Below are 19,053 nucleotides of genomic sequence, written 5' to 3' on the forward strand. Positions count from 1 at the left end.
ATCTCTGGCCCCATGAAAGCAAAAATCCGCCTCCATGTAGACCACCCGCTGGCCGCGGGGCAAACCGTTGGATTGTCGCGGGAGCAGGCGCATTACCTGTTTGCGGTGATGCGGCTGGGGGCGGGCGACCAGGTTTTGCTGTTCAACGGCGCGGCGGGCGAGTGGCGGACCGAGGTGCTTGTAGCCAACAAGCGCAACCCGGTTCTGGAGTGTCGCGAGCAGACCGGGCCGCAGGTGTCGCCGCCCGATCTGTGGCTGTGCTTCGCGCCGATCAAGAAGGCGCGGACGGATTTCATTGTGGAGAAGGCCACCGAGATGGGCGCGCGGCGGATCGTGCCGGTGCTCACCGAGTTCACCAATGCCGAGCGGGTCCGGGTGGACCGGCTTCAGGCCCATGCGGTGGAGGCGGCGGAGCAATGCGGCGGGACCTTTGTGCCCGAGGTCTGCGAGCCGGTGAAGCTCTCGGCGCTGCTCGAGAGCTGGCCGCAGGAGCGCAGGCTGATGTTCTGCAACGAGGCGCTGGTGGGTGAAGACCGGCGGCTTGGTGGCGAGGCCGGGCCTTGGGCGGTGCTGATCGGGCCGGAGGGCGGGTTTTCGCAAGGCGAGCGGGACCGGCTGGCGGCGATGGAGCAGGCCCATGCGGTGAGCCTCGGGCCGCGCATTCTGCGGGCAGACACGGCGGCGGTGGCGGCACTGACGCTGTGGCAGACCACCCATGGAGACTGGCAATGATCCGGCAGGCGCAGCCCGGCGAGGAGGCGCGGATGGAGGCGTTTCTGGCGCAGCATCCGAACAGCTCGATGTTTCTGCGCGGCAATCTGGAGACCCATGGCCTTGTGCCGGGCGACCATCCGCATTCCAGCACCTTCTGGATGGCGGAGACCGAAAGGGGCGAGATCCGTGCGGTGGTGGGCTGCAACAATGACGGGTTTCTGATGGCGCAGGTGCCCGAGCCGCTGCCGGGGCTGTGGCCCGCGGTGGCCGGGGCGCTGGCGGGGCGGCGGATTGCCGGGATGACAGGCGAGGACGGGCAGGTGCAGGCGGCGATGGAGGGGCTCGGGCTGGCGGATGCGGGATTTACGCTGAACCATGCCGAACCGCTCTATCGGCTGGACCTGGCGCGGCTCACCGACCCGGAGGCCGAGATCCGGCCTTCCCGCCCGGAGGACGAGGACATGCTGCGGCGCTGGTTTGCCGAGCATTTTCTCGACACGCAATTTTCGCGCAGCAAGAACCAGGCCGTGGCGGATGCCCGGCGGCGGGCGGCGCGGGTGGTGACGGAGGACAACCTGCGGCTTCTGGTGGAAGATGGCGCGCCGGTCGGCATGGCCGGGGTCAACGCCCGTGCCGGCGACATGGTGCAGCTTGGCTCGGTGCATGTGCCGCGCGATCTGCGTCGCGTCGGGCGGGGCCGGAGGGTGACGGCGGCGTTGCTGGCGGAGGAGCGGGCGCGGGGCGTGGCGACGGCGGTGCTGTTTGCCAACAACCCGGAGGCGGCGCGGGTTTACGAGGCGATCGGCTTCGAGCGGGTGGGCAGTTACCGGATTGCGCTGCTCGAGAGGCCCCAGCCCGTGCGGGTGATGGCATGAGCCTGATCCGCCCCGAGGCGCGGGCACATCTGCACCGCTGGCGCGAATGCATTGCCGCCGGGTTCGTTGTTGCGGTGGGCGTCTGGCTGGGGCTTCAGGGTTCGGGGCTGGTCTGGTGGCTGGCGGTGGCGATGATCTCGTTCGGGCTGTTCGGCTTTTATGCCGGGCTGCAACGTGCCCGCATTCGCCCGCGCAGTGGCGGGCGCGGGGTGATCGAGCTGGACGAGGGCGCGCTGCGCTACCTCACCGGCGAGGGCGGCATGGTGGTGTCGCTTCCGGAGGTGATGCGGATCGAGATAGAGACCACCGGCGACGGGCCGATGGAGGATGATCTGTTCTGGCTCTGGGTCACGCCGGAGGGCACGGCGCGCATTCCTGCCTCGGCGGCAGGGTCGGAGAAGATGGTGGATGCGCTTGCCGGTTTTGCCGGTGCCCGTTACGAGCAGGTCATCGCGGCCTCGGGAAGCACCGAACCGCGGCTCTTTATCGTGTGGCAGAAGGATAGACTTCTGGTGCATTGACTTCATAACCAATGCCGCCAAGTCTGATTGTTCAGTCGGCAAGAACCCCGGAGCCAGAATATGTCTATCCCCCAGTCCGGCGGCGGGCCGATCGAGCGGCACGCGCAACTTGCCGAATACCTGGAAGCCGGGTGCAAGCCCCGCGAGGATTGGCGGATCGGCACCGAGCACGAGAAGTTCGGCTATTGCAAGGACACGCTGAAGCCGCTGCCCTACGAGGGGGAGCGCTCCATTCAGGCGGTTCTGACCGGGCTGCGTGACCGCTTCGGCTGGGCGCCGGTAGAGGAGAACGGCTACCTCATCGGGCTGGAGAAGGATGGCGCGAACGTCAGCCTCGAGCCGGGGGGCGCGCTGGAACTCAGCGGGGCGACGCTGGAGACCATCCACCAGACCTGCGACGAGGTGAACGAGCACCTGCGCGAGGTGAAGGAGGTTTCGGACGAGATCGGCGTGGGCTTCATCGGGCTGGGCGCTGCGCCGGAATGGATGCATGACGAGATGCCGCTCATGCCCAAGGGCCGCTACAAGCTGATGAACGACTACATGGGCCGCGTCGGCACCACCGGCACCACCATGATGCGGCGCACCTGCACGGTGCAGGTGAACCTCGACTTCGGCTCCGAGGCGGACATGGTGCAGAAGATGCGGGTGGCGCTGGCGCTGCAACCGATTGCCACGGCGCTCTTTGCGAATTCGCCCTTCTTCGAGGGCAAGCCGAACGGGATGCGCAGCTATCGCAGCTACGTCTGGCGCAACATGGATGCCGCCCGCACCGGGATGCTGCCCTTCGTGTTCGAGGAGGGCTTCGGCTTTGAGGCCTATGTGCAATACGCGCTGGATGTGCCGATGTACTTTGTCTACCGCGACGGCAAATACATCAATGCGCTGGGCCAGTCGTTCCGCGACTTCCTGAAGGGCGAGCTGCCCGCGCTGCCGGGCGAGACCCCGACCCTCAGCGACTGGGCCGACCACCTGACAACGGCCTTCCCCGAGGCGCGGCTGAAGAAGTTCATCGAGATGCGCGGCGCCGACGGCGGCCCGTGGCGGCGGCTCTGTGCGCTGCCCGCCTTCTGGGTCGGGCTGACCTATGACCAGGGCGCGCTGGACGCGGCATGGGACATGGTGAAGGGCTGGGACGCCGAAACCCGCGAGGCGCTGCGCGTCTCGGCCGGGGAGCAGGGGCTTGCGGGTGAGGTCGGGGGCATGAAAGTGCTCGATCTGGCGCGGGAAGCCGTGTCGATCGCCCATGACGGGCTCAAGGCGCGGGCCCGTCCCGGCGCGGGGGGCATGGTGCCGGATGAAACCCACTTTCTGAATGCGCTTCAGGACAGTGTGACCAGCGGCAAGACCCCGGCGGACGAGCTGCTGGAGCATTATGCGACGGATTGGAACGGCGATCTCAGCCGGATCTACCCTGCCTACAGCTACTGACCGTTGGGGCAACGTGAGGTTTACGTGAAAACTTCCGTCACATTGCGGGCGCAGCACACGGAAATGTTAACACTCCTTGACCCAACGGTAAAAAGTGCTCAATCTCCGGGCACAAGGCATTGAACACGAAGAGGGAAGTCATTCCATGCGCAATACAATTATCAAGATTTTCGAAGTACTGATCTGGGTGATCGGTGCGATCTACGCCATCGGTGGCGTGGTTGGCGGCATCGTGGTGCTGGCCCAGGGCGAGGTCGTTGGCCTCGGCATCATCATCGGTGGTCTGCTGGGCGCGGTGGTGATCATGGCGATGTTCTTCATCCAGATCGGCACCTACAACAACACCCGCCGCACTGCCGAAGCGGTGGAAAAGCTGGCCGGTCGGTAAGACCCGCGGACAGTTGGGACGACAGGAAACCGGGCCTCAGGGCCCGGTTTTCTTTTTCTCGCCGATGCGGGTTTCGGTGCCGGCCTTGAGGCGGCGGATGTTCTCGACGTGGCGCAGGTAGATGAGCACCGTCAGCGCGATGCCGAGAAAGAAGCCGTTGCCGTAGCCCAGCGTGAACATCCAGAAGGTCGAGGTGGCGGCGGAGATCAGCGCGGCGAGCGAACTCAGCCGGGTGGCCAGGGCGACGATCAGCCATGTGCCGCAGGCGGCAAGCCCGGTGAGCGGGTGCAGCGCCAGCAGCGTGCCGAGGAAGGTTGCCACGCCCTTGCCGCCGTGAAACTTGAGCCAGACCGGAAAGAGGTGGCCGAGGAAGGCAAAGAGCCCCGCGATCTGCGCCGCATCTTCTCCCAGCAGGAAACGGGCGAGCAGCACGGCGATGCCGCCCTTGCCGGCATCGAGCACCAGAGTCAGGAAGGCGGCCAGCTTGTTGCCGGTGCGCAGCACGTTGGTGGCCCCGATGTTGCCCGACCCGATGGCCCGCAGATCTCCCAGCCCGAACAGCCGCGCCATGACCATGCCGAAGGGCACCGAGCCCAGCAGGTAGGCCAGCAGCGCCGTGAGCGCGAGCAGGGGGAGGGCGGTGGTGATTTCGGGCATCGAAGATCCTTTTGCCCTGATCTATGCGATAGGTGGCCGTTTGTCGGCAAGGGTTAACGCTTCGGCGCGTGGCGGGTGTGGCAAAATGAAAAGGGCGGCCCGTGATGGTGCCGCCCTGCTGTTTGTGCTGGCGGGGTGCCTCAGATGAGCAGCACCTGCGCACCGACGCCGACGAGGCCGAACAGCTCCGCGATGTGCTCGTTGTAGAGCCCGATGCAGCCGTTGGACGACTTGCGGCCGATCTTGCGCGTGTCGTGGGTGCCGTGGATGCGGTAGTAGGTCCAGCCGAGGTAGAGCGCATGGGTGCCGAGCGGATTGTCGGGCCCGGCGGGCACGAAATCGGGCCATTCGGGGTTGCGCCGCTTCATGGCCGGGGTGGGCGACCAAGTGGGGCCCTCGACCTTGCGGGCCACGGAGGTGCGGCCGCGGCGGGTGAGATCCTCGGTGATCGGGACCGAGGTGGGGTAGAGCTTGTAGACCGACTGGTCGGACGACCAGTAGTGCAGCGCCCGCGAGGTGAGATCGACAAGGATGGCCCCGCCCCGGGTGGTGCTGAAATAGGGGCGCCAGTCGAGCGAGCGGAAGCTGGAGATGTTGCGCGCGACCTCGGCCTGCGGCCCGAGCGCGGAGGGATCGACGGTTTCGGCGCGAAGGGTGGCAGGCAGGACGGCGGCGGCGGCGGTGGCGCCGAGAAAGGCGCGGCGGTTGATCCTGGAAATGGATTGATCTGACATACTGGCCTCGAACGGTTGTGACGGGTGGCAGGCCCCGACAAGGCGAAACTATATTGCGGGAAAGCCGCAGTCGCAAATCAAACACCCCGGAAAACGGCAAACGTGAACGCAGTGCAATTGCAGAAGGCGGGACATGTGTTTATGGCTTTCCTCCGATACTGAACATGGGGGCTGCCTTTCATCATGTTGCGGATGATTACGTTGATTGCCGTGAGCGCGCTGGCGCTGGCGGGCTGTTCTCCGGCTGTTACGACCGGAACGGATGGCGGGGTGCGGGTGTACAACATCACCGCGCGGGACGCCAACCAGATCCCCTACCGGGTGCTCGACACCGTGAACGAGCTGCGTGCGGCGCGGGGCGTGAGCCCTGTGGCCCTCAGCTCGGAGCTGAACGCCGCCGCCGCGACGCATTCGCGCGATATGGCGGTGCAGAACCGGCCCTGGCACTTTGGCTCGGACGGCTCCAGCCCGCTCGACCGGGTGCGGCGCACGGGCTACGCCGGGCAGTTCGTGGGCGAGAACATCAGCGAGACCTTCGAATCCGAGATCGAGACCGTTTCGGCCTGGATGGAGCAGAGCGACACGCGTGACGTGATCCTTTCGCCCGCCGCCCGCAATCTGGGGATTGCCTGGCATCAGGAGCAGAACGGCAAGATCTGGTGGACGCTGATCACCGGCAGCTGACACGGCGATTGGCTGCAAGCGCGCCGACCGAAAAACACAACGCCCGGCCAGAGAGCCGGGCGTTTTGCGTTTGGGGCCTGTGCGCGGGCGTCAGGGGTGGATGTCGATCGGGGTGCCGTCGCGGACCATGGCGTAGATGTTCTCGATCTCGCGGTTCTTCACCCAGATGCAGCCGGCCGTCCAATCCGAGCCCTTGCGGTCGCGTTTGCTCTCGCGGGCGCCGTGGATGAAGATGTCGCCCCCCGGCTTCTTGCCCTGCTCGGCGGCATAGGCCCGGTCGCGCTCGTTGGGATAGGAAATGCCGATCGAGAGGTGGAAGCTGGAGTTGGGGTTGCGCCGGTCGATGGTGTAGCGGCCCTCGGGGGTCTTGCCGTCGCCCTCGAACTGCTTGTGCCCGCGCGGCGCGAAGCCGAGGCCGATCTTGTACTCCTTGAGCACGTCTTGGTGGTGCAGGAGATACATGCGCCGACGGTCCTTGTAGACGACGATGCGCGTGACCTCCGGGCCGTTGTAGGTTTTGAACTTGCTCGAACATCCCGCCAGAGCGAGGGCCGTGGCGCCGAAGAGCGCGGCGCGGCGCGTAAGCTTTTTCACCGTTGAATCCCCAGCATTTTGCCTGTGTCTTGTTTTGCCAGCACTATACGGATTTTGGCCCATCGTGGAAGCCGCTGCGGCGCCGACTCACGCCTGCGTGAACTGTGCCGCCAGCTCGACATGGGAGGACCAGCGGAACTGGTCGACGGGCTGAACCCAGTCGAGCCGGTAGCCGCCTTCGGTGAGAATGCGGGCATCGCGGGCGAAGGTGACGGGGTTGCAGGACACGGCGGCGATGCGGGGCACGGAAGAGGTGGCGAGGGCGCGGTGCTGGGCCTCGGCGCCGGCGCGGGGCGGGTCGATGACCACGGCGCCGTAGCGGGCCAGCTCGTCGGGCAGGAGCGGCTGGCGGAAGAGATCGCGGGTGTGGGCCGTGGTGCGGCGCAGGGTGCCGCCGGTGCTGCGCCAGCCGGCATCGAGGGCGGCGGTAAGGGCGGCGTCGCCCTCGTAGGCCTCCACCTCGACATCGCGGGCCAGCGGCAGCGAGAAGGTGCCGCAGCCGGCGAAAAGGTCGGCGACAAGGCTCTGTTCCGGCCCGATGGCCTCTTGCACCGCGGCGAGCAGCGTGGCCTCGCCGTGGGCGGTGGCCTGAAGGAATGCGCCCGGCGGGGGCACCACGCGGGCCGGGCCGAAGCGCTGGGCAGGTGGCTCGCGGGTGGCAATGGGTTCGTCGCCGTAGGTGAGGCGGGCCAGCCCGTGCTGCCCGGCAAGCTGCGCCAGTTCGGCCAGCAGGCCCCGGTCGGCGGCGCGACCGCCGGTGATGCGGAGATCGAGCCCTGCTTCGGAGACCGTGACGGCAAGATCCACTCCGGCGGTGCGGGTGGCCGTGAGGCGGGTGAAGGCCTCGAGCGCGGAGGTTGCGGCGAGGATTGCGGGGTGGAGCACCTGGCAGTCGGGCACGTCGACCAGCACGTCGGAGGCGCGGGCCATGAAGCCGACCATGGCCCCCTTCTTGGTGCGCCGCCCGTGCAGCGTGGCGCGGCGGCGCGAGGCGGGGGGCGAGGTGAGGATGGGACGGATCCGGGTGGTCAGCCCCTGCGCGGACAGGCCTTGCGCGATGACAGAGGTTTTCCAGTCGGCCACGAAACTGTCGGAGGCGTGCTGCATGGCGCAGGCCCCGCAGGCCTTGTAGTGGCGGCAGGGCGGCGAGACGCGATGCTCGGACGGCGTGAGGATTTGCAGCTTTTCGGGTGAAACAGAGACTTCCTCGCCCGGGAGCACGCGCGGAATGGGCGGCAGGCCCTCGGCCACGCCTTCGCCGCGCAAGTTCAACCGTTCGATCACCGCATCTGTCATGGAACCGGCGTTACTCGGCGGCTTCGGTCACGTCAAGGAAACCACCGGACTGGCGGTGCCAGAAGCCCGCGTAGCGCCCGCCCAGTGCCACAAGCTCCTCGTGGGTGCCCTCTTCGACGATCTGCCCGGCATCGAGCACGAGGATCCTGTCCATTCGGGCGATGGTGGAGAGGCGGTGGGCGATGGCGAGCACGGTCTTGCCCTCCATCACCTCGTCGAGCGCGGTCTGGATCTGGGCCTCGACCTCGGAATCGAGCGCCGAGGTGGCCTCGTCCAGCACCAGGATGGGTGCGTTCTTCAGGATCGCGCGGGCGAGGGCGACGCGCTGGCGCTGGCCGCCGGAAAGGCGCACCCCGCGCTCGCCGAGGTGGGCATCGTAGCCGGTGCGGCTGTTGAAATCTTCCAGGCCGGTGACGAACTCATGGGCCTCGGCGCGTCGGGCGGCCTCTTCCATTTCCTCATCCTGGGCATCGGGGAAGCCGTACTTGAGGTTGTCGCGGGCGGAGCGATTGAACATGGCGGTGTCCTGCGTGACCATCGAAATAGCCCGGCGGAGGCTCTCCTGCGTGACGGTCGAGATGTCTTGCCCGTCGATCAGGATCTTGCCCTCTTCGGTGTCGTAGAGACGCAGGAGCAGGGCGACGAGGGTGGATTTGCCGGCGCCGGACGCGCCGACGATGCCGAGGCGCTCGCCGGGGGTGACGCGCAGGTTCACGCCGCGCAGGCCTTCTTTTTCACGGCCGTAGGTGAAGGTGACATCGCGAAACTCGATCTCGCCGGTGGGCACGTCGAGCGAGGTTGCATCGGGGGCATCGGTGACGGAGTGGCGCGGGGTGAGCGTGCGCATGCCGTCTTCGATTTCGCCGATGCTGGCATAGATGCCCAGCAGCGTGTGGCTGACCCAGCCCGTCATCTGGGCGATGCGGATGGCGATGGTGCCGGCGGCCGCGATGTCGCCCGCCGTGGCCGTGCCGCCGCGCCAGAGCAGAAGGGTGCCGCCGATCAGCATGGCGGGCAGGAAGCCGGCCAGCAGCATGAGCACACCGCGGAACCCGGCGGCGAGGGTGCCGACGTGAATGACGGCCTCGCGGAACTTGCCCATGGCCCCCAGAGCGGCGCGATCTTCGTGTTCGGCATGGGCGAAGAGCTTGACCGTCTTTATGTTGGTGATCGTGTCCACCACCTGGCCCGTCACCATCGCGCGTGCCGAGGCGCGGGCCTTGGAGCGCACCCGGATGCGGGGCATGTACCAGCCGATGAGGGAGAGGTAGGCCACCAGCCAGACGGCGAGGGTGAGGGCGATGCGCCAGTCGATCCCGATGAGCAGAAGCACCGCGCCGATGAGGGAGGCGAGGGCGAAGCAGACGGTGTTGGCCATCTCGGAGACGACATCGGTGATGGCCCGCGCGGTCTGCATCTGCTTCTGGGCGATACGCCCGGCAAAGTCGTTGTCGAAGAACTGCACCGCCTGTCCCATGGTCCAGCGGTGCAGGCGCGAGAGCACCAGCGGCATGACGTTGGGCTGGATCACCAGCGTGTTGGCCGCCGCGGAGGCCAGAAAGCAGGCCGGGCGGATCAGGACGAAGAAGGCGATGGTGCCGAGGATCAGCCAGAGGTGGGTGGAGAAGAAGGCATCGGGGCCGGAGGACAGGGCGGCGTCGATGATGTCGCCGAGCAGGAGCGCGGTGATGACCTCGAGCGTGCCGGTGAGCACGAAGAGGAGGCCTGCGCCGACCAGTGGCACCTCGGCCCCGCGTACGGCCCAGCGCATGAAGGGCAGGAGCGTTGCGGGGGGCGGGCCCTCCGCGGGGCGGAAGGCGTCGATCAGGTTGGGAATGCGGCGGGCGAGGCGTTGCATGGGTGGTCCTTCGGCGTCCGGGAGCAACTTAGCCCAACCGGCAGGGAAAGAAACTAGGGGGCCAGCAACTCTTCCCGGCCGAGGGTGAAGCCGGAGGCGATCCAGCGGGACTCCAGCTCTTTCAGGCGGGCGCCGAGGGCTGGCCCGGAGAGTTGCGGCATGAGGTCTGCTGCGGCGACGGGGAAGGTTTGGGCGGCGCCGTGGCGTGCCTCCGAAGCGGCGTTTTCAGGTGGAACAGTCTCTGTTTGCGCGGCGCGGAGCCGGATTGCGGCCAGCGCATCGGCTTCGCCGTGGTGGTAGGCGAGAGCCGCAGGCGGGGCGAGGGAAGCGGCGGCTGTCAGCAGGGTTTCGACCCGGCGATCCTCGGCGCGGGAGAGGCGCAGCCCGTCGCGGCTGCCGCCCAGCGCGGCGAGGCGGGCGGTGGCATCGGGGCTGGGAGCGAAGTGGATGAAGCGGGTGAGCGTGGGCGCATCGGCGCCGGGCAGGACGTGGTGCAGCACGCCGGAGGCGGCCATCGCGGCCACGGCGGGGGCCGGGCCCGGGGCGGCGAGGAGCTTGAGCAGCTCGGCGGTGATGCGCTCGGCGGAGACATGGGAGAGCCCGTCGGCCCCATCGGCGCAGGCGGCGAGGCCCTCGGCGTCGATCCCGTGGTCGGGATTGCCGTACCAGGCGGTGAAGCGGAAGAAGCGCAGGATGCGCAGGTAGTCTTCTGCGATCCGGGCGGAGGCGCTGCCGATGAAGCGCAGCCGACCCGCCTTGAGATCGGGGAGGCCATCGAGCGGATCGACCAGGGTGCCGCGCGCATCGCAATAGAGCGCATTCATGGTGAAGTCGCGGCGGGCGGCATCCTGGGCTACATCATCGGCGAAGGCGACGGTGGCGTGGCGGCCATCGGTGGCCACATCCTGCCGGAAGGTGGTGACTTCGATGGGCTCCTCACCGGCGAGCACGGTGACGGTGCCGTGGTCGATGCCGGTGGGGATGGTGCGAAAACCGGCGTTTCCGGCAATGTCTGTGACGTTTTGCGGGAGGGCATCGGTGGCGAGGTCGAGGTCGGAGACCGGGGCGTCGAGCAGGGTGTTGCGGACGCAGCCGCCGACGAAGAGCGCCTGATGACCGGCCGCCTCGAGCGCCGCGCAGAGAGCCTGCGGGCCGGGGGCAGAGAGCCAGGGGGCGGTGAGGCGGGTCATTGCGGCATCCGGTCGGCCAGGGCGCGCAGCATCCGGGCGGTCGCGCCCCAGATGTAATAGGGGCCGTAGGGCACGGTGAAATAGCGGCGATGGTAGCCCTGCCAGAAGCGGCTCTGCACCGAGTAGCGGGCAGGGTCGAGCACATGGGCGAGGGGCACGGTGAAGACCTCCGTGACCTCACCGGCCTCGGGCACCGGGGTGAAGGCGGCGTCGATCACACCGATGACGGGGGTGATCGTGAAGCCGGTGACGGTTTCATGCGAGGGCAGCGTGCCGAGCACCCGGGTTGCGGCCACCGGCAGGCCGATTTCCTCATCGGCCTCGCGGAGTGCGGCGGCGACGGCATCGGCATCGCCCGGATCGACCTTGCCGCCGGCAAAGGCGATCTGGCCGGGGTGGTGCTTGAGCCTGGAGCTGCGCTTGGTGAGGAACAGCAGCGGCTCGGGCCCGGCGAGCGAGATTGCCACCAGCACCCCGGCGGCGCGCGTCTTGACCTTGACCGCCGGGTGACTCGCGTTGAGGTCGTAGTCCGACGAGGGGCGGCCGGGGGCGGCGATGGCCGCGAGAAGCCGCGACTCGATATCAGTCATCGCCATCCTTGGCCTCGAATCCCAGCGTTGCCGGGTCGAGATCGTAATGCGCGCCGCAGAACTGGCAATCTGCGGTGACCCGGCCCTCGTCGGTGGTCATGGTGGCGATGTCCTTTGCCGAGTAGATCGAGAGCGACTGGCGCACCCGCTCCTCGGAGCAGGTGCAGCCGAACTTGATGGCCTGCGGATCGAAGACGCGCGGGCGCTCTTCATGGAAGAGGCGGACCAGCAGGTCGGTCGGCTGGATGGTGGGGCCGACAAGCTCAAGCTCCTCGACGGTGTCGAGCAGGATGTTGGCGCGGTTCCAGTGCTCTTCGTTCTCGTCGTCCAGCATGTCGGTGGGCTGGAGCAGGCGGGGCTCTTCGCCCTCGACGGGTTTCAGCAGGGGCGAGGCCTCGGGCATGAGCTGAAGCATCATGCCGCCCGCTCGCCATGTGCCGGCGGTGCCATCGGCATCGAGCGAGCGGCCGTAGCGGAGGTGGAACCGGGTGGGAAGCTGCTCGGACTGGGCGAAATAGGTCTCTGCGCAGGCCGAAAGCGAGCCGCCGTCGATGGGGGTGATGCCCTGGTAGGGGGTGGTGCCCTCGCCCTGGTCGATCAGGATGGCGAAGTAGCCGGAGCCGATGAGATCGAAGGGCTTGTCGGTGAGGGGGCGCTCGTTGTCATAGCTGGCGTAGGCACGGATGCGGGCCGGGGCGCCCTCGCTCTCCGGCGCGTAGTAGTCGGTTGCGATGAGCCGGGCCGGGCCATCGCCGCGCAGTTGCAGCGAAAGCTTCCAGCGGAGCTTCATGGTGTGGCCGATCATGGCGGTCAGCAGGGCCATTTCGGCCACGAGCTGTTCGATCGGGTCGGGATAGTCGTGCTGGTCGAGAATCTCGTCGAGAACCCCGTCAAGCCGGGCCACCCGACCGCGGATGTCGGAGCGGTCGAGTTGAAAGGGCAGGACGGTGTCATCCCAGGCGATCTTTGCACCGAGGGTCATTTGCTTTCCTTGACGGTAGAGGCGTGCTTTGTCGGTGCCATATAAGGGCGCAGGCGTGCAAGGCAAAGGGGCAGGACGTGACGAGACGATTTGGTGAGCCGGTCGAGGCGGGGCGGCGCTACGTGCGCAGGCCGGGAATTTACGCGCTGCTGCCGCGCGACGGGCGGTTGCTGGTGACCTATCAGGAAGAGCCGAAACCGGAGTTTCAGCTGCCCGGCGGCGGGATTGATCCGGGCGAGCAGCCGTTGGCGGCGCTGCACCGGGAAGTGCTGGAAGAGACTGGCTGGCGGATAGCGCCAATGCGGCGGCTGGGGGCGTTTCGGCGGTTCACCTACATGCCGGAGTATGACCTTTGGGCTGAGAAGCTGTGCACCGTGGTGCTGGCGCGCCCGGTGCGCCGCCTCGGGCCGCCGAGCGAACCGGGGCACTCGGACCTCTGGCTGGAGGCGGACGAGGCGCTCGGGCTTCTGGGCAACCAGGGCGATCTGCATTTTGCGGCGCGGTATCTTGCGGGGTTGATCTAGCCCAGCTGCTTTGGACCGTCGAACTCGAAGAGTACGGCGGAGACGTCATCCTCGAAGTCGCGGGCGCCGGTGAATTCCGAGAGATCCCATGTGAGGGCCTCCAGAAACCCCGGCCCGCGGGTCTGGGCATTGCGGCGCAGGAGCGCGGCCAGCCCGTCTTCGTCGAGCATGTTTCCCTCGGGGTCCATCGCCTCGGTGAGCCCGTCGGACATGAGAAACAGCCTGTCGCCCGGCGCGAGGTGCCCGGTGATCTGGTCGAACTCCGCCTCTTCGACCAGCCCGATCGGCATGCCGCCCTCACCGATGCATTCGATGGTGCCGGAAGCGCGGAGGATCATCGGATGGGGGTGGCCGGCCTGGACGAGGGTGAAGGCGCCTGTGGTCAGGTCGAGGTCGGCGTAGGCGAGAGTGAAGTAGTGCTCCGTGTCCAGCTCGGTGAAGGTGAGCCGGTTGAGGGTGGTGGCGAGCTCTGCCGGGGGGATCGCGTCGTAGAGGCCGAGTGCATTTTCGGTCATGGCGACGTTCTGATCGGCGGAGGTGGGGGAGAGAAACCCGGCGAGGCGCGCGGTCATCAGGGCCGAGGAGACGCCGTGGCCCGACACGTCGATGGCAAAGAGGCCCACCCGGTCGGCGTTGATCGAGAAGAAGCCGACCAGATCGCCGCCGACGTGACCGGAGGGGCGCAGCAGGAGCGACACCTGCGACGGCCCGAAGCTGCGGAACCGCTCCTTGATGAGCGATTGCTGGAGTTTGCGGGCGCCCTGGAGGTCGCGGTCCAGCGAATCATAGAGGGTGGAGATCTGTGAGAGGGTCTCGCTGACCAGGCGGTTCTTTTCGACCAGCTCGGCATGGATGCCAAGGATGCGCTCTCCGGCCGCGAGGCGGGCGCGCAGCTCGTCGGGGGAGATCGGCTTGGCGAGGTAGTCATCGGCCCCGGCATCGAGCCCGGCGGCGACCTCCTCGGTGCTGCTCTTGGAGGTGAGTAGGATGAAATAGCCGTAGCTCTCGCGCGGGATGGCGCGGAAGACCGAGCAGAACTCGATGCCGTTCATGCCGGGCATCATCCAGTCCGACAGCACGAAATCGGGCGGGTCGGCCACGCAGATGTCGAGCGCCTCCTTGGCGCCGGCGGCTTCCTGCACGGCGTAGCCCCATCTGGTGAGCATGGCGCAGAGGATGCGGCGCTGCATCCGGCTGTCGTCGACAACCAGAACGCGCCGTGGGCTCACAGCTGCGCCGTGCGCCGAGGGCGCAGAATGAGGAAGGCCGTTTTGCACGGGGTGGATCGGCTCTTTGGTTACTGCGCGGTTGGTTTGGCAGGGAGCGGTTAAGGTTGGGTGAACCGCAGGATCTTCATGGCTTCGGTAATCCTTCTTCAACCTGCCGGCCCTAGCTTTGGGGCTGCCGAGACCAGAGGAGGGCGGAATGATTGACTGGGGGCGCGTGGCAGAATTGCGGGAGGATGTAGGCGCGGAGGTTTTTGGCGAGGTGAAGGAGATCTTTCTGGAAGAGGCCGAGCAGGTGCTTGCCCGGCTCGAGGACGGTGCATCGGGGAGTTGGGAGGAGGACTTTCACTGTCTGAAGAGCGCGGCGCTGAACATGGGCTTTGCCGAAGTGGCCCGGCTTTGCCAGGACGCCGAGATCAGGGCGCGGTCGGGCGAGGCCGGGCCGGCGGATGCCGCTGCCGTCACCGCCAGCTTTCGCGCGTCGATCGCGGCCTTCGAGCAGGGCCGCCCTGCCTGAGAGCCCCTTGGATTCGGCCCCGAAAGGGCATAGACCGCCGCCTTGAACGCAAGACGACGGAGCGCCCGGCACATGACTGCCCCCAAGAAAGTTGTTCTCGCCTATAGCGGCGGGCTGGATACCTCGATCATCCTGAAGTGGCTTCAGGTTGAATATGGTTGCGAGGTTGTGACCTTCACCGCCGATCTCGGCCAGGGGGAGGAGCTGGAGCCGGCGCGCAAGAAGGCCGAGCTGTTGGGGATCAAGCCGGAGAACATCTTTATCGAGGACGTGCGCGAAGAGTTCGTGCGCGATTTCGTCTTTCCGATGTTCCGCGCCAACGCGGTTTACGAAGGCCTTTACCTGCTGGGCACCTCGATTGCCCGGCCGCTGATTTCGAAGCGTCTGGTGGAGATTGCGGCCGAAACCGGCGCCGATGCCGTGGCCCATGGTGCGACCGGCAAGGGCAACGATCAGGTGCGCTTCGAGCTGAGTGCCTATGCGCTGAACCCCGAGATCAAGGTGATCGCGCCGTGGCGGGAGTGGGACCTGGCGAGCCGGACCAAGCTCATCGAGTTTGCGGAAGAGCACCAGATTCCGATTGCCAAGGACAAGCGCGGCGAGGCGCCGTTTTCGGTGGATGCGAACCTGTTGCACACCTCGAGCGAAGGCAAGGTGCTGGAAGATCCGGCCGAGATGGCGCCGGACTACGTTTATCAGCGCACGGTTCACCCCGAGGATGCGCCCGACAAGCCCGAGTTCGTGGAGATCGGCTTTGAGAAGGGCGATGCCGTCAGCATCAACGGCGAGGCGATGAGCCCGGCGACGGTGCTGACCAAGCTCAACGAGCTGGGCGGCAAGCATGGCTGCGGGCGGCTGGACCTTGTGGAAGGGCGCTTTGTGGGGATGAAGAGCCGCGGGATCTACGAGACCCCGGGCGGCACCCTGCTGTTGGAGGCCCACCGCGGCATCGAGAGCATCACGCTGGACCGGGGTGCGATGCACCTGAAAGACGAGCTGATGCCGAAATATGCAGAGCTGATCTACAACGGCTTCTGGTTCAGCCCCGAGCGCGAGATGTTGCAGGCGGCAATCGACCACAGCCAGGCGCATGTGACCGGCACCGTGACGCTGAAGCTCTACAAGGGATCGGCCAAATGCGTGGCGCGCAAGTCGGATCACACGCTGTATTCCGAGGCGCATGTGACCTTTGAGGAAGATGCGGGCGCCTACGATCAGAAGGACGCGCAGGGCTTCATTCATCTGAATGCGCTGCGGCTGAAACTGATTGCAGCGCGAAATCGCCGGGTGAAGTGATGGTGACGCTGAGGCGGGTCGAGCGGGACGATGTGAACCCGCTCATCCGTCTGGTGGTTGCGCCGGATCAGGACCATTGGGTCTCCAACAACGCGATCAGCCTGGCGCAGGCGGCCTATACGCCGGGCGCCTACCCCTTTGCCATTCTCGACGGCGAGCGCCACGTGGGGCTTGCCCTTATGCTGGATTGGCGAGAGGCCGACCGGCTGGAAGAGGGGGACGACCCGGAGGGCGTTTTCCTGTGGCGGCTGATGATTGGTGCCGGTGAGCAGGGCAAGGGGTATGGCGCGGCGGCGCTGGGTTGGCTGACGGACTGGGCGCGGGCGCGTGGGGCGAAGCGGTTTGTGCTGAGCCACATGCACGAGAACCCGGCGGCGGCCTTCTACGAGAAGCTCGGTTTCGTGCCGACGGGTCGGGAACGCTATGGCGGCGAAGATCTCGAGCGGGCGCTAGAGCTTTAACTCCCGCTCAAGGTCGAGGGCTTCGAGAAACGCCGCGTCGTGGCTGGCGACGAGGAGGGCGCCGGTGTAGCGGCGCAGGGCCTCCTCCAGCAGTTCGACGGTTTCGATATCCAGATGGTTGGTGGGCTCGTCGAGCAGCAGCAGCGCGGGCGGGGTGCCGCCGAGCGTTGCCGCCAGCGCGGCCCGAAGGCGCTCGCCGCCCGAGAGGCGGGCGACAGGGGTGTCGGCGGTCTTGCCGCGAAACCCGTAGCGGGCGAGCAGCGCGTGGGCGGCGTTGTCGGGCATGGCGGGGTGAAGGCGGCGGAGGTTGGCGATTAGGCTCTGTTCCGGCGCAAAATCGCCTGCGTGCTGATCAAGCGTGGCCTGCGAGGGGGTGACGGTGAGGGTGCCGCCGGCCGGCGGGATGCGGCCCCGGAGGACCGCGAGCAGGGTGCTCTTGCCCGCGCCGTTGGGGCCGGTGAGCGCCACGCGGTCCCCCGCAGCGAGCTGGGCGGAGAGTGGCCCGAGCGTGAAGCCCCCGCGGGTGAGGGTGAGATCCTGCATATCGAGGACGAGGTCACCGCCGCGCGAAGCGGCAGCCTCGATGCTGAGCGCGCGGGCCGGGGCGATGTGCGCCTCGGCGGCCCCGCGAGCGGCGGCGGCCTGCGCCTCCAGCCGCTCGGCACGGCGGCGGTCGGCGCCCTGTGTGCGCCCGGCGCGGTCGGCCATGGCATCGGTGAGCACCTTGGGCTGGGAGCCGGAGGCGCGGGCCTTCTTGCCTGCCTGCGCCCGCTGGGCGGCCCTTTCACGGGCGGCCTGAAGCTCGCGGGCGACGCGGGACTCGTCGCGTCGGGCCCTCTCGAACGCCTCTGTCTCACGGTTGCGGCGGGCCTCGCGCTCGGCCCGGTGGGCCTGCCAGCCGCCGCCGGTCACATGGGTGCCGCCGGGGGTGAGTTCGACGATCCTGTCCATGCGTTCCAGCAGCGCCCGGTCATGGCTGGCCACCACAACGCCGCCGGGCCAGGTGGCGATGATCTCGGACACGAGGGCGCGGCCCGCGGTGTCGAGATTGTTGGTGGGTTCGTCCATCAGCAGGATGTCGGGGGACTCCAGCAGCAGCCGGGCGAGGCCGAGGCGGGTGCGCTGGCCGCCCGAGAGGCTGGCGAGCGGGCGCGACAGGCTGAGGCCGGGGAGGCCGGCGCGGGCGAGCGCCTCGTCGATCCTTGCAGGAAGCTGCCAGTCGGCAAGGTCGAGGTCATCCGGCGCGGGCGCGCCGCGCTCGATCCGGGCGAGACGGGCGAGCGACTGGGACTGGCCGAGCGCGTCGGCGCAGGGCAGCGACAGGTCGGGCCATGACTGGCGCAGCAGCCCGGCGGTGGCTTGCCTGTCGATCTGCCCGGCGGCAGGGGTGCCGGAGGCGAGCAGGCTCAGCAGCGTGGATTTGCCCGCGCCGTTCGGCCCGACGAGGCCGGTGCGCTCGGGGCCGAAGGTGAGGGTGAGTGGCGGGGTGAGGGCGGTGCCGTCAGGTGCGGTGAGCGGAACGGCGGAGAGGGAGAGAGCAGGCATGAGAGACCTCGGTGCGAAGCGCGGGATGGGCGATTGCGGTGAGGTTCTTGGTCATGTCGAGGTCTCCCTTGGATGGGGGAGAGGTAGGGGTTTGGGCGGTTTGGGTCAAGGTTTGCGCCTGTCAGGGCGCCGGGCAGCCTTGAATGTCGATGGCGCGGCCCTGCCCGAGAAGGGTGACGCGGAGGGCCTTGCGGGAGAGCGCCATGGCCTGGCCCGAGGGGGGCACGAGATCGGCGGTGGCGAGCAGGGCGGCGCCTTCGCGGCGGGTTTCGGTTTCGGAGGCCCAGATGCGGGGGTTGCCCGGCTCTATCACCGCCACCGAGCGCCCGCCGGCGGCCGAGGCGGGGATGCGGGCGGTGACGCGCACCCCGTCGGAAATGGGATCGACGGCGCAGGTGACACCGGAGACCCCGGCCTCGCGGGCCGTGAGCGGGCGGGCCTTGAGCGCGGCCTGAATGGTCGGGTCATGGGCGCCACCGCCCGAGAGCGTGGCGGTGAAGGCGAGCGAGGCGGGCACGCAGATGTGCTCGCAGACGCCAAGATCGACCTTGGCGGCAAGCTCGACAGGCGCGCCGGGATTGGCCGGGGTGATCTCGATCGGCAGCACCAGCTCGCGCTTGTAGCCGATGGTGCGAAGCCCGCCGTCGTCGAAGATCTGCGGCGAGGGCCAGTGCAGGGTGACGCGGGCGAGGTTGCGGGAGGCGGACCAGTCGAAGCTGGGCGGAATGCCCGACTCGCCGGGTGCCCGCCAATAGGTCTTCCAGCCCGGGGCGAGGGTGAGGCGGAGGGCGGCCATGCGGGTGCCGCGCTTGGTGGTCCAGCCCGGAAGCACCTCGGCCCGAACCACTTCGCCGGGCGTGGCGCCGAAGGTTCCGGCAGATACAGGCGTGCAGAGGGCGAGGGTGAGGAGGGCTGCGAAGAGGGCTTTCATGGCGGCGGAGAATAGGCGCGGCGTGGCTCCGGTGAAATC

Annotated in this window: 21 protein-coding genes; 10 read left to right on the top strand and 11 right to left on the bottom strand. The window is 67.9% G+C overall.

What is annotated here, in order from left to right:
* Positions 1–12 precede the first annotated feature (12 nt).
* The 5 genes from GTH22_RS16725 (at position 13) to GTH22_RS16745 (ending at position 3,929) form a co-directional block, all read left to right on the top strand.
* The gene (locus GTH22_RS16725) at positions 13–732 is read left to right on the top strand and encodes a 16S rRNA (uracil(1498)-N(3))-methyltransferase (protein WP_252946676.1); all 720 of its coding nucleotides are present in this window, start codon (positions 13–15) and stop codon (positions 730–732) included.
* Positions 729–1,589, top strand: a complete 861-nt coding sequence (locus GTH22_RS16730) for a GNAT family N-acetyltransferase (RefSeq protein WP_252946677.1) — start codon at positions 729–731, stop codon at positions 1,587–1,589. Before GTH22_RS16725 ends, GTH22_RS16730 begins: the two co-directional genes overlap by 4 nt.
* Positions 1,586–2,110, top strand: a complete 525-nt coding sequence (locus GTH22_RS16735) for a hypothetical protein (RefSeq protein WP_252946679.1) — start codon at positions 1,586–1,588, stop codon at positions 2,108–2,110. The genes GTH22_RS16730 and GTH22_RS16735 overlap by 4 nt, the downstream gene beginning before the upstream one ends.
* Positions 2,111–2,170: 60 nt before the next feature.
* Positions 2,171–3,541, top strand: a complete 1,371-nt coding sequence (locus tag GTH22_RS16740; protein ID WP_252946681.1) for a glutamate--cysteine ligase — start codon at positions 2,171–2,173, stop codon at positions 3,539–3,541.
* A 145-nt stretch (positions 3,542–3,686) separates the two neighbouring features.
* Positions 3,687–3,929, top strand: a complete 243-nt coding sequence (locus GTH22_RS16745; RefSeq protein WP_252946683.1) for a hypothetical protein — start codon at positions 3,687–3,689, stop codon at positions 3,927–3,929.
* A gap of 36 nt (positions 3,930–3,965) precedes the next feature.
* Here the strand turns inward: GTH22_RS16745 and plsY are convergent, their stop codons facing one another.
* Together plsY and GTH22_RS16755 are read right to left on the bottom strand one after the other, a co-directional pair.
* Positions 3,966–4,586 carry a glycerol-3-phosphate 1-O-acyltransferase PlsY gene (plsY, locus tag GTH22_RS16750; protein WP_252946684.1) on the bottom strand — a complete coding sequence of 207 codons (621 nt, stop codon included), beginning with the start codon at positions 4,584–4,586 and terminating at the stop codon, positions 3,966–3,968.
* 140 nt (positions 4,587–4,726) lie between these two features.
* Positions 4,727–5,320: a L,D-transpeptidase gene (locus GTH22_RS16755; RefSeq protein WP_252946685.1), complete on the bottom strand. Its 594-nt coding sequence runs from the start codon at positions 5,318–5,320 to the stop codon at positions 4,727–4,729.
* Positions 5,321–5,503: 183 nt separating this feature from the next.
* Here GTH22_RS16755 and GTH22_RS16760 point away from each other — a divergent pair, with 183 nt between their 5' ends.
* Entirely contained in the window at positions 5,504–6,004 is a 501-nt protein-coding gene (locus GTH22_RS16760; protein WP_252946686.1) for a CAP domain-containing protein, read from the top strand.
* A 90-nt stretch (positions 6,005–6,094) separates the two neighbouring features.
* On the opposite strand, the gene GTH22_RS16765 is transcribed toward GTH22_RS16760, so the two are convergent.
* The 6 genes from GTH22_RS16765 to GTH22_RS16790 all read right to left on the bottom strand — a co-directional run bounded on the left by GTH22_RS16765 (position 6,095) and on the right by GTH22_RS16790 (position 12,514).
* On the bottom strand, positions 6,095–6,598 hold the full coding sequence (locus tag GTH22_RS16765) for a L,D-transpeptidase family protein (RefSeq protein ID WP_252946688.1): 504 nt from the start codon (positions 6,596–6,598) through the stop codon (positions 6,095–6,097).
* Between the two features lie 87 nt (positions 6,599–6,685).
* Positions 6,686–7,894, bottom strand: a complete 1,209-nt coding sequence (locus GTH22_RS16770; RefSeq protein WP_252946689.1) for a class I SAM-dependent RNA methyltransferase — start codon at positions 7,892–7,894, stop codon at positions 6,686–6,688.
* Between the two features lie 10 nt (positions 7,895–7,904).
* Positions 7,905–9,752, bottom strand: coding sequence for an ABC transporter ATP-binding protein (locus tag GTH22_RS16775; protein ID WP_252946691.1), 1,848 nt, complete (start codon positions 9,750–9,752; stop codon positions 7,905–7,907).
* A 53-nt stretch (positions 9,753–9,805) separates the two neighbouring features.
* Positions 9,806–10,942 (bottom strand): CCA tRNA nucleotidyltransferase, encoded by a 1,137-nt coding sequence (locus GTH22_RS16780; protein WP_252946693.1) that lies wholly within the window; start codon positions 10,940–10,942, stop codon positions 9,806–9,808.
* The gene (locus GTH22_RS16785; protein WP_252946694.1) at positions 10,939–11,532 is read right to left on the bottom strand and encodes a CoA pyrophosphatase; all 594 of its coding nucleotides are present in this window, start codon (positions 11,530–11,532) and stop codon (positions 10,939–10,941) included. The genes GTH22_RS16780 and GTH22_RS16785 overlap by 4 nt, the downstream gene beginning before the upstream one ends.
* On the bottom strand, positions 11,525–12,514 hold the full coding sequence (locus GTH22_RS16790) for an Hsp33 family molecular chaperone HslO (RefSeq protein WP_252946696.1): 990 nt from the start codon (positions 12,512–12,514) through the stop codon (positions 11,525–11,527). The genes GTH22_RS16785 and GTH22_RS16790 overlap by 8 nt, the downstream gene beginning before the upstream one ends.
* A 77-nt stretch (positions 12,515–12,591) precedes the next feature.
* Between GTH22_RS16790 and GTH22_RS16795 the strand changes: the two genes are divergently transcribed.
* Positions 12,592–13,038 (top strand): NUDIX domain-containing protein, encoded by a 447-nt coding sequence (locus GTH22_RS16795; RefSeq protein WP_252946697.1) that lies wholly within the window; start codon positions 12,592–12,594, stop codon positions 13,036–13,038.
* Here the strand turns inward: GTH22_RS16795 and GTH22_RS16800 are convergent.
* Positions 13,035–14,267 (bottom strand): SpoIIE family protein phosphatase, encoded by a 1,233-nt coding sequence (locus GTH22_RS16800; protein WP_252946699.1) that lies wholly within the window; start codon positions 14,265–14,267, stop codon positions 13,035–13,037. The genes GTH22_RS16795 and GTH22_RS16800 overlap by 4 nt on opposite strands.
* Before the next feature lie 196 nt (positions 14,268–14,463).
* Here GTH22_RS16800 and GTH22_RS16805 point away from each other — a divergent pair, with 196 nt between their 5' ends.
* The 3 genes from GTH22_RS16805 (at position 14,464) to GTH22_RS16815 (ending at position 16,538) form a co-directional block, all read left to right on the top strand.
* Complete coding sequence (locus GTH22_RS16805) at positions 14,464–14,781, top strand: Hpt domain-containing protein (protein ID WP_252946700.1); 318 nt, start codon at positions 14,464–14,466, stop codon at positions 14,779–14,781.
* A 72-nt stretch (positions 14,782–14,853) separates the two neighbouring features.
* The gene (locus GTH22_RS16810) at positions 14,854–16,077 is read left to right on the top strand and encodes an argininosuccinate synthase (RefSeq protein ID WP_252946702.1); all 1,224 of its coding nucleotides are present in this window, start codon (positions 14,854–14,856) and stop codon (positions 16,075–16,077) included.
* Positions 16,077–16,538, top strand: a complete 462-nt coding sequence (locus tag GTH22_RS16815; RefSeq protein ID WP_252946704.1) for a GNAT family N-acetyltransferase — start codon at positions 16,077–16,079, stop codon at positions 16,536–16,538. Before GTH22_RS16810 ends, GTH22_RS16815 begins: the two co-directional genes overlap by 1 nt.
* Here the strand turns inward: GTH22_RS16815 and GTH22_RS16820 are convergent.
* Both GTH22_RS16820 and GTH22_RS16825 read right to left on the bottom strand, forming a co-directional pair.
* Positions 16,527–18,083 (bottom strand): ABC-F family ATP-binding cassette domain-containing protein, encoded by a 1,557-nt coding sequence (locus tag GTH22_RS16820; protein ID WP_252946705.1) that lies wholly within the window; start codon positions 18,081–18,083, stop codon positions 16,527–16,529. The two genes, GTH22_RS16815 and GTH22_RS16820, sit on opposite strands and share 12 nt — an antisense overlap.
* A 121-nt stretch (positions 18,084–18,204) precedes the next feature.
* Positions 18,205–19,014, bottom strand: coding sequence for a protein-disulfide reductase DsbD domain-containing protein (locus tag GTH22_RS16825; protein WP_252946706.1), 810 nt, complete (start codon positions 19,012–19,014; stop codon positions 18,205–18,207).
* Between the last annotated feature and the right edge of the window lie 39 nt (positions 19,015–19,053).

It is taken from the genome of Oceanicola sp. 502str15 (assembly GCF_024105635.1).
Classification (GTDB): Bacteria; Pseudomonadota; Alphaproteobacteria; order Rhodobacterales; family Rhodobacteraceae; genus Vannielia.